Origin of the sequence: Puniceibacterium confluentis, from assembly GCF_007923445.1 — a bacterium.
GTDB lineage: Bacteria > Pseudomonadota > Alphaproteobacteria > Rhodobacterales > Rhodobacteraceae > Puniceibacterium > Puniceibacterium confluentis.
On record NZ_VOJI01000008.1, the window covers coordinates 77,961 to 91,239 of the forward strand.

Below are 13,279 nucleotides of genomic sequence, written 5' to 3' on the forward strand. Positions count from 1 at the left end.
CGCGGCACCCTTATACTCCACGAGAAAGCTCACGAGATGCCGCCGACCCCTGCCCCGTCCGTCCACGGTTCCGATGCCTGCCTGAGCGCGCTGCGTGACCGGCTGCCTGCTGCCGCCGTGCTGGCGGGGGACGAAATTCCGGCCCGCAATCTTCAGGACACCAGTTATATCAGGCCGGTGCGCCCGCTGGCGGTGGTGCGCCCGGATACGCCCGGGGACATCGCCGCTGCGGTGGGAATCTGCGCCGCGCACAGGGTCGCCATGGTGCCGCAGGGCGGCCTGACCGGCCTGGCAGGCGGCGGGCATCCGATTGCCGGGGCGGTGATGATCTCGCTCGAACGGTTCTCCGGCATCGAGGAACTGGATGCCGACGCCGCCACCATGACGGTGCGCGCGGGCACCCCGCTCGAAGTGATCCAGCGTGCCGCCGACGACGCCGGGTTCTTTGTGGCGCTGGATCTCGGGGCGCGCGGTTCCTGCCAGATCGGCGGCAACCTGTCGACCAATGCCGGCGGCAACCGGGTGATCCGTTACGGCATGGCCCGCGAGATGGTGCTGGGGCTGGAATACGTGCTGGCCGACGGCACCCTGGTCACCGGCCTGAACAAGATGATGAAGAACAACACCGGCTATGATCTGAAGCAGCTGGTCATGGGTTCCGAGGGCACCCTGGGGATCATCACCCGCGCGGTGCTGCGTCTGCATCCGAAACCCGGCTGCACACATGCCGCTTTGTGTGGCGTGGACAGCTACGACGGCGTGGTGAAGCTGCTGGCCGCGGCGCGGCGCGGGCTGGGCCCGATGCTGTCGGCCTTCGAAGTGATGTGGCCCGACTACTGGCACGAGGCCACGGTATCGGTCAAAGGCGTGCGCGCACCGATCACCGGGCCGCACGCGTTCTATGTGCTGGTCGAGATGCAGGGGCTGGACGAGACCATCGACGGCGCCCGGTTCATGTCCTGGATCGAAGCCGCCTTCGAGGACGGGATCATCTCGGACGCCACGGTGTCGCAAAGCATGGGCGATGTCGCCGCCTTCTGGCGGACCCGCGACGCGGCGGGTGAATTCGGGACTGTCCTGGGGCCGCACTGCGCCTTTGATATCGGTCTGCCGCTGCGGGCGATGGATGATTTTGCCACCACCTGCCGTGCCCGGCTGCTGGCCGAAGTGCCGAACGCGCTGTCGGTCTATTATGGCCATGTCGGTGACGGCAACATCCACATCGTTGCGCTGTCGCGCGGTGCCGACATACAGCCGACGGATGCGATCAGCGGCATCGTCTATGACACCGTGCGCCAGTTCCACGGCACGGTATCGGCGGAACACGGCATCGGCCTGCTGAAAAAGAAATACCTCGGCTACACCCGGACGCCGGAGGAACTCGACCTGATGCGCCGCCTCAAGCGCGCGCTCGACCCCCTGCACCTGCTCAACCCGGGCAAGGTCATCGACATCGCGGAGACTGCGACATGAACACACTCAAGGCGCGTATGGCAAAGGGCGGAATGATCACCGCCGCCTGGGCGGAACTGGCCAACCCGGACGTTGCGGAAATCATGGTGCGCCACGGCTGGGACATCATCGTGATCGACGGCGAACACGGCATCGGCGACACCGAAGACTGGGTCGCGGTCGCCCGCGCAGTGGAATCCGCCGGTGGCGAGGTCGTGCTGCGTCTGCCGGACGGCATGGACACCACGATCAAGCGGGCGATCGACCGCGGCTTCAAATCCTTTATCGTACCGATGGTGAACACCGCCGCGCAGGCGCGGGCCATCGTCGCGTCCTTCCTTTATCCGCCACTCGGACGGCGGGGCTATGCCGCGCCGATCCTGCGGGCCTCGGACTGGGGTGTGCGGACCGGTTACGCCCGGCAGGAGGCGCGGGACGACGTGCTGATCATGCTGCAGTGCGAACACGTCGACGCGGTGGCCAACCTGGAGGACATCGTTGCGGTCGAGGGCATCGGCGCGATCTTCATCGGCCCGAACGATCTGGCGGCTTCCGCGGGACATATCGAGGACATGGAAAGCGACGAGGTACAGGCGCTGCTGGCGCGGATCGAAGAGGTCACCGGCAAGGCCGGAATGCCGCTGGCCACGATCCGCGGGGCGGGCCGCGACTGGGCCGATCTGGAGACACTGGGGTATCGCTTCGTCATCGGTGTGAACGACGTCTCGATGCTGATCGAAAGCGTCCAACGCTCTGTGGCCGAGCGAGACGGTCAGAGGGCGGCGCCGACGGTCCCGGTCTATTGATCCCGGGGTGATCCGCTTGTGAACAGAGGGCAATCTGCTAATGTTACCTCTGGCAGTCAACGGTTCGTCGGAACGTCGCGGTGGCAGAAGCAAAGGGTGACAGGTGACGATTCACACACCGACTCGACGACCCCTGTCCGGGGCCACGGCATGACGATCAAGCGGATCGCACCGCAGCCCTCGCTGACGCAGATCGTGGCGGATCAGGTCCGCGAGGCGATCATGACCGGTTCCTTCCGGCTGGGCGAGAACATCTCCGAAGACCGGCTGGTTGCCCAGTTCGGTGTCTCGCGCACGCCGATCCGGGATGCCATGGCGCTGCTGTCCAAGGAAGGACTGGTCGTCGTCCGCCCGAAGAAGGGCAGCTTTGTTTTCGAGACCTCGCTGTCGGACATCGAACAGCTCTGTGATTACCGTCAGTTCCTGGAAATCGAAGGGGTGCACGCCGCTCTGCGGGTGTCGGCCGAAAGCTATCTCTCGGCGATGCAGGCCATCCTGAACCGCATGGATGCCGCCATGCGTGAGGCGGACCACCTAGCCTACAGCCTGCTGGACAACGATTTCCACCGGGCGGCGTTCGAACATTGCGGCAACAGCTATCTGAGTGATGCCTTCGGTCTGGTTGCCGGGCGCATTTCCGCGCTGCGCTCGAACGTGACGGCCCCCTACGACGCGCGCCGGACGGAATCGCTCGAGCAACATCATGCCATGCACGACATGCTGAAGTCGGGGGACATGACGGCGTTCGTCGAACTGTTGGCGCTGCATATCCAGAACACAAAAGACGTCTATCGCGAGGCGCTTGCCGATGGGCACCTGGGCCCTCCGTCGGGCGAACCGAACACCCGAGAGAACTGAGCCCGGGCGCATATCCGCAGAGAGGCGCAGGGCCGCCGACCAATTCTGGTGCCGTGCGGCAACCTAGGGCGTGTCTCAGGATGCCCGGAGGGCGGCCGTTGATCAATATTTCAGTGGCACCGCGCCGTGGGTCACATTCAAACGGGTGGCCGCCGGTCCGGGCCGCAACCGCTCAGAGTTGATCGACCGTCCTCGGAAAGACCGACTGGAACCCTTCGGCGAATTTGCAGTCGCGTCCGCCGGACATGCCGCCGGAATTGCGCTTGAAATGATTGGCACGCTGCTGGGCGACGCGGGTGTAGAATTCCCACAGGTGTTCCTGGCCCTGCATCGCCTCGATTGCGGCCCTTTTCTTGCTCCAGACCGGGGTGATGTCCAGAAACGTGTCGGGTTTCCAGCCCATCTGCTCGGTCTGGTGCGGTTCGAACAGGTAAAGCTGTGGTGCCGCCAGCACGTTTTCGCCGGGGTTGTGCCCCCAGGCCTGGGCGATCATCCGGCACTCCAGCACCGCGTTGGTCGTGTTCATGTGGTCCGTGTTGTAGGGGTCGTATTGCGAATGGCTCAGCATAAAATCCGGCTGCACCTGTCGGATCACGTCGACAATCTTCATCTTGTTTTCGCGGCTGAAATCCAGGGGGTAGTCACCGAGATCGAGGCAGACAAGCTCGTGTACACCCAGCGCTTCGGCCGCCGTCTCGGCCTCGGCGCGGCGCACGTCCTTGACCCGGTCGAGGGTCATGCCCTCTTGTTTCCAGAGTTTCGCGCTTTCACCCCGTTCCCCGAAGGACAGGCAGAGGACCGTTACCTCATAGCCCTGTTCGGCATGGAGAGCGATGGCACCGCCGCAGCGCCAGACAAAATCTGCGGCATGAGCGGAAATGACGAGGGCGGTCTTCTTGGCGGGCATGGGGGGCTCCTGGATTTTCGCGCATCCTTCCACGTCCCGGCGGCGAACCACCAATTGAATTGCCGTTCCCCGTTATAACTTGTGGCTATGCCGACCCGCCTGCGTGTATTGGGGCTTGAGGTTCAGATGCGAAGGCAGGCAGGAACGACGCGGATGCGAGGCAGAGCAGAAACCCGAAGGCCACCGCCTGGCAGAGCGATGTCGGGGCGCAGCCTGTGATCTCGCGCAATCTGCGCCATCTCAGGGTGTTTCTGGCCGTGGCCGAAACCGGGTCGGTCACGCAGGCCGCCGACAGATGCCGCGTCTCGCAACCGGCGGTGACACAGGCGTTGAACAAGCTCGAACAGAACGCCGGCGGGGCGTTGTTCGACCGAACCCGGCGCGGTTTCTTCACCACGGCGCGTGGCGATGTGCTGCTGGACCGGGTCCGGCGCGCCTGTGCGATGCTCGACGCAGCGCTCGAAGACGTGTCACCCCGGCTCGTCCTGACCGCGACCTTTGCCCAGCTCAATGCGCTGATCGCCGTTCGCGAAACCGAGAATTACACGCTGGCGGCCCGACGCCTCAACCTCGCTCAGCCCACCGTGCACCGTGCGGTGTCGCAACTGGAACGCGAAGCGGGCCGTGCCCTGTTCGAACGGACCTCTTTCGGCATGATCCCTACTCGCCAGGCCCGAAACCTGAGCCTGCGGGCGCAGCTTGCCCTGGCAGAACTGGATCAGGCCGACGCCGATCTGGCCGAACTCGACGGTCGCGAGGTCGGACGCATCGTCGTGGGCGCACTGCCGCTGTCGCGTTCGGTCATTCTGCCCCGGGCGCTGACCCGGTTCCGTACCCGCCGACCGGTGCAGGACATCACGGTGATCGACGGCCTTTACAGCGAACTTCTGAGCGGACTGCGGCGTGGCGACATCGATTTCATTCTGGGTGCTCTGCGGGATCCGCTGCCGATTTCGGACGTTGTGCAGGAGCCGCTGTTCAGCGACCGGCTGACAATCGTGTGCCGCCCGGGGCACCCGCTTGCCGATTGTCCCGGTCTGACTCCCGCAATCCTTGCCCGGATGGCATGGGTGGTGGCGCGCAAGGGCACGCCGACCCGGGCGCAATTTGACGCCTGTTTTGCCGACGGCGCCGCCCCTGCCAGCATCATCGAAACAGGCTCTGTCCTGCTTCTGCGCGAAATCCTTCTGGGGAGCGATCACCTTGGCTGTATCTCGACCGCCCAGGCGGACGCCGAGATTTCAAAGGGTCTGCTGGCCCGCATGAGTGTCGACGTGGACTGGGACAGGCGGCCCATCGGGCTGACCACCCGTGCGGGGTGGGTGCCCACCCGGGGCCAGGCGCTGTTGCTCGACCTGATCCGTGAGGCGGCAACCGAGGCGCGGCAGGAAAAAGGCTGACTTTTTCGTATCTTGATGGACTTGCACCGGCAACATGGCGGTCTGCGCGCTCACCCGGGTCGGCGCGGGGACAGGCCGCGTTTCAGCCTTGAGCGGTGTCTGCGTTCGCGATGCTGCATAGCAGCATCCCGCTTTTGTCGGTTGTTCCGGGTCGCCACCTCGCCGATTTATACTGCAACAGAAACATTCTTCGAGGAGGCCTGAAATGGCTCATCTCAATACCGTCTCCGCTCCCTTCCGCCCGGTTCATTTCGCAACTCTGCACAGCGCCCGCGCCGTGCTGTCCGGCCTCTGGCAGCGCAATTCGCTGGTCCGGAAAACCGAGCGCGAACTGTCGGCGCTGTCTGACCGCAACCTTGCCGATCTCGGCATCTCGCGGTCCGGCATTCCTGCGCTGGCGCGCAAGACTGTCCAGCAATCGGGCTTTTAATTTCTGGCGACAACGTATTGCCGCATGGATGACCAAAGGAAACCATCATGGAAACAGTGACCAACCACCCGCCGGTGCGCCTATTCGGCGTGTCTCTGAGCTTTGTGTCAAAACTTGCTGCAGCTTTCCGCTGGGCGCGAGCCGTTCAGGATGAGTGCGACCGCTGGGAAACGTCTGGCCGCCGCCTCGATGGGCCGACCATTGTCCGGATCGTGGACAGGGTGAACGCCGCTTAGGCGCACCCTGCCCTGTTTCGGCGCGGTGGTCAGCTCTCGGCCAACTGGAAGATCTGTCGGTAGCGGTCGCGCAACTGGTTTTTCTGAACCTTGCCCATCGCGTTGCGCGGCAACGACTCTACAATCTCGACCCGCTGCGGCCGCTTGAACCGGGCCAGATCCCGATCAACCGCCGCTTTGATCCTGACCAGATCCAGCGCCGCGCCCGGCTGCGGCACCAGCACCGCCACAACGCTTTCGCCAAAATCCGGGTGCGGGACGCCGATCACCGCGCTTTCCTGCACCCCGTCCAGGGCATCCAGAAACAACTCGATTTCTTTCGGGTAGATGTTGTAGCCGCCGGAAATGATCAGATCCTTGCTGCGGCCGACGATGCAGACATAACCGTCGGCGTCGATCTGCGCCAGGTCACCGGTGATAAAGTATCCGTCCGCCCGCAACTCCTCGGCAGTTTTTTCCGGCATCCGCCAATACCCCTTGAACACATTCGGCCCGCGCACTTCCAGCACGCCGATCTCTCCCCGCGGCAAGGTGGCCCCGGTTTCCGGATCGCAGACCTTGACTTCGACACCCGGCAAGGCAAAGCCCACCGTGCCGGCGCGACGCTCGCCCTCGTAGGGATTCGAGGTGTTCATGCTGGTTTCCGTCATGCCGTAGCGTTCGAGAATCCGGTGGCCGGTGCGCGCCTGAAACCGCTCGTGGGTTTCGGCCAACAGCGGCGCGGATCCCGAGATGAACACCCGCATGTGGCGGGTCAGAGCCCGATCAAAGCGCGGATCGTCCAGAAGCCGGGTGTAGAAGGTCGGCACGCCCATCATCGCAGTCGCTTCGGGAAGCCCGGCGAGCACTGTGTCCAGATCGAACCTGGGCAGAAAGATCATCGCCCCGCCCGCGAGCAGCATCACGTTGGTGGCCACAAACAGACCGTGGCTGTGAAAGATCGGCAGCGCATGCAACAGAACGTCGTCCGCGGTAAAGTGCCAGCCTTCGACCAGCGACTGGGCGTTTGACAGCAAATTGCGGTGGGTCAGCATCGCGCCCTTGGACCGACCCGTGGTGCCCGAGGTATAGAGCAGCGCGGCAAGGTCGTCCTCGCCCCGCGCCACGGTATCAAACACGGGATCCTGCAATGCCGCCAGATCCGCAAGCGTGCCGCTGCCGTCACCCGCAAGTGTCTGCAACGGGCAGCCGTTCGCGTCGGCGATGGCCGTCAAGTCCTGCGCTTCTTCGGGATCGCAGACAAACAGCGCGGCGCCGCTGTCGCCGACAAAATACGCCAGTTCTGCCGCTGTGTAGGCTGTGTTCAGTGGCAAGAACACAGCCCCCGCCTGCACGCACCCGGCATAGAGCGCCAGCGCCGCTGCCGACTTCTGGATGTGCACCGCGACGCGGTCACCCGGCCTCACACCCAGCGAAGTCAGCGCATTGGCAAGGCGTGCCGCCTGGTTCAGAAAATCGGAATGGGTGGTGATCCCGCCGCCCGGGTGGCGGAGAAACACGGTGTCGCGGCCGGAATGCGGGGCGAAAAGAGCGTCGAACAACGGGTTGGTCATGGGGTCCCTCAGGTCTGTCGGCAGGCAATCATCCGGTCGGGTCCGTATCCTGCTCCGCGATGGTCATGTACCGGGCAAAGCCCGCACTGATGTGGTGATGCGCGGCGGTTCTGGCGCCTTCGACGTCGCCGGCAACCACCGCTGCGGTGATGGCGCGATGCTCTTCCAGCGACCGGTCCATGTTGGTCGGCACCGACAGGCCCTTGCGGCGATACATGTGCATTTCCTTGACCAGGTTGTCGTAGATCATCTTGGCCTTGTGATTGCCCGCGCCGTGCAGCAGCAGATCATGGAATTCAATGTTGAGCGCATAGTACCGCGCGCTGTCGGCCCGGTCCGCGGCGGCCTGCATCTGCGTCAGGTTGCGCTCCAGAGATTTGGGCAAGGTGCGTTCGCTGCCTTCCCTGACGCATCGCGCCGAGGCCGCGCAGGCCATGGCGAACACCGCGCCGCGCAGATCATAGAGGTTGCGCACTTCAGCGAGGGTCGTCTTGTGCACATAGGCGCCGCGATTGGCGATCAGGTCGATCAACCCGGAATCCGCCAGCGACCTGATCGCTTCGCGCACCGTGCCGCGGCTGACTCCCATCGCATTGGACAGCGCCAGTTCGTTCATCTTTTCGCCGCCCGCTAGGTCGCCCTCGACGATCATCCGCTCGAGTTCCAGGCGGACTTCGCCCGCCAGCGTCACACGTCGGTGCCCTATGGATTGTCCGGTCATGGTCATGAACTTTCTTGGTCCGATTTGCGCAATTTTGTCAACATTTAACATTCTTATTGTCATGAGAGGGAGCATGACCTAAAGCTTATAACAGCAGATCTTCCCTGAGAGGAGCCAGCATGTCACAGCCTGCGGAACCTGTACCCGACAACATGTCCGGGGCCCCGAGTCCCGGGAAAGCGGCCCTGGCCGGACTGCGGGTTCTTGACCTCACACGCGTCAGATCGGGGCCCACCTGCGTGCGGCAACTGGCGGACTGGGGCGCGGATGTGATCAAGATCGAGGCCCCCGTGGACACCGCCCAGTTCGGCGGCCCGCGGTCCGGCCCCGATTTTCAGAATTTGCATCGCAACAAGCGCAGCCTGACTCTGGACCTCAAGACCGCCGCCGGGCTGGACGCGTTCCGCAAGCTGGCAGACAGCGCCGATGTGATCGTCGAAAATTTCCGCCCCGACGTAAAGAACCGTCTCGGCATTGATTACGACACGCTGTCCAGAACCAATGCGCGGCTGGTCTACGCCTCGATCTCGGGGTTCGGACAGGACGGCCCGTTGGCCGATCGCCCGGGGTTTGACCAGATCGCGCAGGGCATGGGCGGGCTCATGTCGATCACCGGCGAACCGGGGGCGGGCCCGATGCGCGCGGGCATCCCGATCGCGGATCTGTGCGCCGGGTTGTTCGCGGCTCAGGGCATTCTGATTGCGCTGTTTGAAAGGGCACAATCCGGCAAGGGACAGTGGGTGCAGACGTCGCTGTTGCAGGCACAGGTGTTCATGCTGGATTTTCAGGCCGCACGCTTTCTGATGGATGGCGTGGTGCCCGGACAGGCCGGCAACAACCATCCGACATCCATTCCCACCGGGGTGTTCAGGACCAGTGACGGCCACATGAACATCGCCGTGACCGGCAACACCATCTGGGCCAAGTTCTGCGAGGTGATGGACCGCCCTGACTGGCACGATGACGCCCGCTACGCCACCGCGCCGGCCAGGTCCGAGCATCGCGACGCACTGGGGAAAGAGATAGAGGCGATCACCCTCACCCGCGCGACCGCCGACTGGATCACGTTGTTCACCAAGGCAGGCGTCCCCGCCGGAGAGATCAATGACATCGGCCAGGTCTTTGCCAGTGAGCAGGTCCGTCATCTGGGCCTTGCCCAGCCCTTTGTCAGTCAGGAACGCGGTGCGACCGAACTCGTCGGCCAGCCCATCCTGATGAGCCGCACGCCCAGTCGCATCGCCTCACCGCCACCGACCGCCGGGCAGCACAGCGCCGAAATTCTCACGGAAATCGGCCTGAGCCGCGACGAGATTGCCGAAATGAAAGCCTCGGGTGCAACCTGAAAGATCAAGAAAGCTGACACTGCCATGACCGACAAGATCCTCACAGAACAGTCGGGCGAAATTGCCCGCATCATTTTCAACCAGCCGGAAAAGCGAAATGCCGTCTCGCTCGAGATGTGGGAGGCGGTCGAAGCGGCCGTCACCCGCTTTGCGGCTGACGACAGCGTCCGCATCCTCATTCTGTCCGGCGCGGGCGGCAAGGCATTCGTTTCGGGTGCCGACGTGTCGAAGTTCGAAACCGAGCGCGCCAGCGCCGAGGCCGTGGCCCATTACAACGCCGCGACCAAGCGCGTCTATGACCTGGTCGAAGCCTTTCCCAAGCCGACAATCGCCCAGATCGACGGTTTCTGCGTCGGCGGCGGCGTCGCGCTGTCGCTGTGCTGCGATCTGCGGATCTGCGGCGAGGGATCGAACTTTGCGGTGCCCGCGGCGAAACTTGGGCTCGGGTACGGGTATGCAGGGCTCAAGCGGCTGGTTGATGTGGTTGGTCCGTCCTTTGCCAAGGAAATCTTCTATACCGCCCGCCGGTTCAACGCCGAAGAGGCGCGCAGCATGGGTCTTGTCAATCGCGTGGTCGAGGACAGCAAGGTGGCCGAAGCCGCCGAAGAGACGGCAAAGATGATCGCCGCCAATGCCCCGATGACGGTGGAGTCGGTGAAATACATCGTCGGCCAGACGCTTCTGCCCGAAAGTGAAACCAACCTGGCAGAGTGTGACGCACGGGTGAAGGCCTGCTTTGACAGCCAGGACTATATCGAAGGCCGCCGCGCCTTTCTTGAGAAACGCAAACCCAATTTCGTGGGGGCCTGATGACGGACACAGCGCCCAGGCGTCTGGACGAAGACGCCGCCCGCGCCCATTTCGAAACCGCGCTTGCCGGGCACGCACAGGCCTTTGAGACATTCTTCTTCGCGCGCTTCCTGGGCCTGAGCTTTGAATATCTGCCACCAGAGGCGCCCGACGCCGAAAAGGACAGCTGCCGCCTGACGTTCGAGGTGACGGACCTGCTCAGAAACCCGCAGGGGTCGCTGCACGGAGGTGCGATGGCCTCGGCAATGGACATCTCGATGGGACACCTCGTCAACAAGGTCGCAGGCCCCGGCGCCACAATCGAAATGAAAGTGCAGTTCATGCGACCGGTGTTGTCCGGCACCGTCACCTGCGAGGGTCGGTTCACCAAGCGCGGGCGCAGCCTGTCGTTCATGGAAAGCCACCTGTACGGCCCTGACGGCAAACTTGCCGCGCAATGCACCGCAACCTGGAAGATGCCCAATTCCTGACGTCAAAGGATAACTGATGTCCACTATTTCGCCTGCACTTCTCGAAGAGGTGCGCGCCCGTTTCGCCCATGTCGATACCTGTCCGTTCGATGGTCCGCGGGTGTTCTTTGAAAACGCCGGCGGTGCGCTGACGCTGAATTCCGTGGTCGAGACCTCGGCCAGGATGGCCGCGATCCCCGACAATCAGGGCCGCGACAACCCGGCCGCGCACGCCCTTGTCGCGATGATCGACAAGGCCAAAGCAGACATGGGGGTGATGTTCAACGCACCCCGCGGCCAATTTATAGTCGGGGAAAGCGGCACCGAACTGCTGTTCCGGCTGATCCGCACCGCCTGCCTCGGCACGCCTGCCGGGCGCGTCATCAGCGCAACGGTAGAGCATCCCGCCAGCCGCAGCGCCGCGGCAAAATGGGCCGAAATCGCGCACAAGCCACACATCATTGTCGCACATGATCCTGCAACCGGGTCGATTGACGCCGAGGCCTATATTCCCGCGCTGACGCCCGACACCCAGGTGGCGACGATTCTGCACACCTCACCGGTGTCCGGCATGTCGATCGACGTGGCTTCGGTGGCCAGTGCCATACGCGCGGTCGCGCCCGACTGCTTTATCATCGTCGATGGCATACAGCACGCTGCGCACGGGCGGCTGGACATCGAAAGCTATGATATTGATGGCTATGTGATCTCACCGTACAAGGTGTTCTCGCGCCACGGCTACGGCGTTGCCTGGTTGTCCGACCGTCTCGCAGCGTTGCCGCACGATCACCTGCTGAACGCCCCCGGCGAACCCTGGGAACTCGGCACCCGCGACACCGGCGCATATGCGACCTTTTCGGATGTGGTGGACTACTTTGACTGGCTTGGCGGTTGTGTCAGCGACGCCACGGATCGCCGCGCACGGATCGTGGCCGCGGGCGCGGCGATCCATGCGCATGAGGAAACCCTGACAAATGCGATGCTGCACGGCACCGGCAACCAGACCGGACTGGCCGGCATGCCGACGGTCACGGTCATCGGCGGGATCGACAATCCGCGCCGCGAAGGTCTTGTCTCTCTCGCCGTCGCGGGGATGGAAGCCCCTGACGTGGTGACACAGCTGCGCACACGCGGCATCCGCACCCACACCCGCAAGGCGGACCACTATTCGGGCAATATCCTCGATCCGCTTGGGATGACCGGGGCGGTGCGGGTGTCCCTGTGTCACTACAACACCGAGGCCGAAGTGGCGCAGTTCCTGCAAGCCATGCGCGAAATCACCGAGGCGGCGATGCCCTAGCCAGCCAGTTGGCCGAGCCTGTCCAGCAGGTCGTCGGGCAGGCTCAGACCGTTGGCCCGGGCATCGCACAACGCGCGCAGTGCCCGGTCTCCGGGCATGCGCACCGGCTGGGACGGATCAATGGCAACGCTTTGCGTCACGCTGTCCCGGGCTTGCTGCATCCGCTCTGACAGCGTTTCTTCGGGCAGCAACCGGCGGGTGTCGACCAGCAGGATCATCTGGCCAAGGTTCTGCGGCGTGTCCCGCGCCGCAGCGGCCGTGCCGATGTCCGACAGCATTGCCGCCCCTGACAGCCCGGCGGCCATCAGATCGAGGCAAAGGGCCAGGTTCGCGCCCTTGTCCCCGCCGATCGCCCGCATCAGCCCCTGCATCGCCGCGGCCGGATCGGTGGTCGGGCGGCCTTCGGCATCGGTGGCCCAGCTCTCCGGAATTTCCCTGCCTGTCTCGGCCGCCGCCCGCACGCGCGATCGCGCAGCGACCGACAGGGCCATGTCCAGAATCACATGCGCCCCGCCCGGATCCGGCACGGCGATGCCCAGCGGGTTGTTTCCGATCATCGCACCCCGCCCGCCGGCCGGGGCAATCATCGCCGCTGTGGTCGAGGTCATGACGCAGGCAAAACCGGCCTCGGCGGCGATCCACAGATAGGGTGCCAGTGCGCCGACATGGGTGCCGCCCCGGACAAAGGCCGCGCCGAGGCCCAGGTCGCGCGCCGCCCCCATGGCCGCGATCAATGCACGGTGGGCTATTGCCGGGCCCAGGCCATTGTTGCCCTGTACCTGCCGCAGCGCGGGTGCCGGTGCTGAGATCACCGCCTCGGCCCGCGGGTCGATCCCACCGCCCGCGATGCGGTCGGCATAGACAAGCACGCGGTTGAGCCCGTGCGTCCTGATGCCCATCATCTCGGCCAGGGTCAGCACTTCGGCGGCGTCATCCGCCGCTGTGTCCGGCACGCCGACGCCGACAAAGGCGCGGCGCACCAGGTCGCGTGTCTGCTGCTCGGTGAGGGTCATG

General features: G+C 64.4%; 14 protein-coding genes. 10 read left to right on the plus strand and 4 right to left on the minus strand.

The features are described 5' to 3' along the window. Positions 1-36: 36 nt before the first annotated feature. The 3 genes from FOY53_RS10755 to FOY53_RS10765 all read left to right on the plus strand — a co-directional run bounded on the left by FOY53_RS10755 (position 37) and on the right by FOY53_RS10765 (position 3,116). Complete coding sequence (locus tag FOY53_RS10755) at positions 37-1,473, plus strand: FAD-binding oxidoreductase (RefSeq protein ID WP_146588625.1); 1,437 nt, start codon at positions 37-39, stop codon at positions 1,471-1,473. Continuing rightward, a complete protein-coding gene (locus tag FOY53_RS10760; protein WP_146588626.1) occupies positions 1,470-2,258 on the plus strand; it encodes an HpcH/HpaI aldolase family protein in 789 nt (262 codons plus the stop codon). Before FOY53_RS10755 ends, FOY53_RS10760 begins: the two co-directional genes overlap by 4 nt. A gap of 150 nt (positions 2,259-2,408) precedes the next feature. Further along, positions 2,409-3,116, plus strand: a complete 708-nt coding sequence (locus FOY53_RS10765; RefSeq protein WP_146588628.1) for a GntR family transcriptional regulator — start codon at positions 2,409-2,411, stop codon at positions 3,114-3,116. Between the two features lie 172 nt (positions 3,117-3,288). Here the strand turns inward: FOY53_RS10765 and FOY53_RS10770 are convergent, their stop codons facing one another. Next, on the minus strand, positions 3,289-4,023 hold the full coding sequence (locus FOY53_RS10770; RefSeq protein ID WP_146588630.1) for a PIG-L deacetylase family protein: 735 nt from the start codon (positions 4,021-4,023) through the stop codon (positions 3,289-3,291). A gap of 215 nt (positions 4,024-4,238) precedes the next feature. On the opposite strand from FOY53_RS10770, the gene FOY53_RS10775 reads away from it, so the two are divergent. The 3 genes from FOY53_RS10775 to FOY53_RS10785 all read left to right on the plus strand — a co-directional run bounded on the left by FOY53_RS10775 (position 4,239) and on the right by FOY53_RS10785 (position 6,089). Continuing rightward, positions 4,239-5,423 (plus strand): LysR family transcriptional regulator, encoded by a 1,185-nt coding sequence (locus FOY53_RS10775; RefSeq protein ID WP_146588632.1) that lies wholly within the window; start codon positions 4,239-4,241, stop codon positions 5,421-5,423. A gap of 205 nt (positions 5,424-5,628) precedes the next feature. After that, complete coding sequence (locus tag FOY53_RS10780) at positions 5,629-5,853, plus strand: DUF1127 domain-containing protein (RefSeq protein WP_146588634.1); 225 nt, start codon at positions 5,629-5,631, stop codon at positions 5,851-5,853. A gap of 47 nt (positions 5,854-5,900) precedes the next feature. Next, positions 5,901-6,089: a hypothetical protein gene (locus FOY53_RS10785; protein ID WP_146588636.1), complete on the plus strand. Its 189-nt coding sequence runs from the start codon at positions 5,901-5,903 to the stop codon at positions 6,087-6,089. Between the two features lie 29 nt (positions 6,090-6,118). Here the strand turns inward: FOY53_RS10785 and FOY53_RS10790 are convergent, their stop codons facing one another. Next, the gene (locus FOY53_RS10790) at positions 6,119-7,642 is read right to left on the minus strand and encodes a malonate--CoA ligase (protein ID WP_146588637.1); all 1,524 of its coding nucleotides are present in this window, start codon (positions 7,640-7,642) and stop codon (positions 6,119-6,121) included. 28 nt (positions 7,643-7,670) lie between these two features. Continuing rightward, positions 7,671-8,369, minus strand: coding sequence for a GntR family transcriptional regulator (locus tag FOY53_RS10795; protein ID WP_246107354.1), 699 nt, complete (start codon positions 8,367-8,369; stop codon positions 7,671-7,673). A 113-nt stretch (positions 8,370-8,482) separates the two neighbouring features. Between FOY53_RS10795 and FOY53_RS10800 the strand changes: the two genes are divergently transcribed. From FOY53_RS10800 to FOY53_RS10815, 4 genes are read left to right on the plus strand one after another with little or no spacing between them, the layout of a single operon-like run. Then, positions 8,483-9,706, plus strand: coding sequence for a CaiB/BaiF CoA transferase family protein (locus FOY53_RS10800; protein WP_246107355.1), 1,224 nt, complete (start codon positions 8,483-8,485; stop codon positions 9,704-9,706). A 3-nt stretch (positions 9,707-9,709) separates the two neighbouring features. Continuing rightward, positions 9,710-10,516 carry an enoyl-CoA hydratase gene (locus FOY53_RS10805; RefSeq protein WP_342784215.1) on the plus strand — a complete coding sequence of 269 codons (807 nt, stop codon included), beginning with the start codon at positions 9,710-9,712 and terminating at the stop codon, positions 10,514-10,516. Next, on the plus strand, positions 10,516-10,986 hold the full coding sequence (locus FOY53_RS10810) for a PaaI family thioesterase (protein WP_146588643.1): 471 nt from the start codon (positions 10,516-10,518) through the stop codon (positions 10,984-10,986). The genes FOY53_RS10805 and FOY53_RS10810 overlap by 1 nt, the downstream gene beginning before the upstream one ends. A gap of 16 nt (positions 10,987-11,002) precedes the next feature. Then, complete coding sequence (locus tag FOY53_RS10815; RefSeq protein WP_146588645.1) at positions 11,003-12,265, plus strand: aminotransferase class V-fold PLP-dependent enzyme; 1,263 nt, start codon at positions 11,003-11,005, stop codon at positions 12,263-12,265. On the opposite strand, the gene FOY53_RS10820 is transcribed toward FOY53_RS10815, so the two are convergent. Next, entirely contained in the window at positions 12,262-13,278 is a 1,017-nt protein-coding gene (locus tag FOY53_RS10820) for an Ldh family oxidoreductase (RefSeq protein ID WP_146588648.1), read from the minus strand. The genes FOY53_RS10815 and FOY53_RS10820 overlap by 4 nt on opposite strands. Position 13,279: the final 1 nt, after the last annotated feature.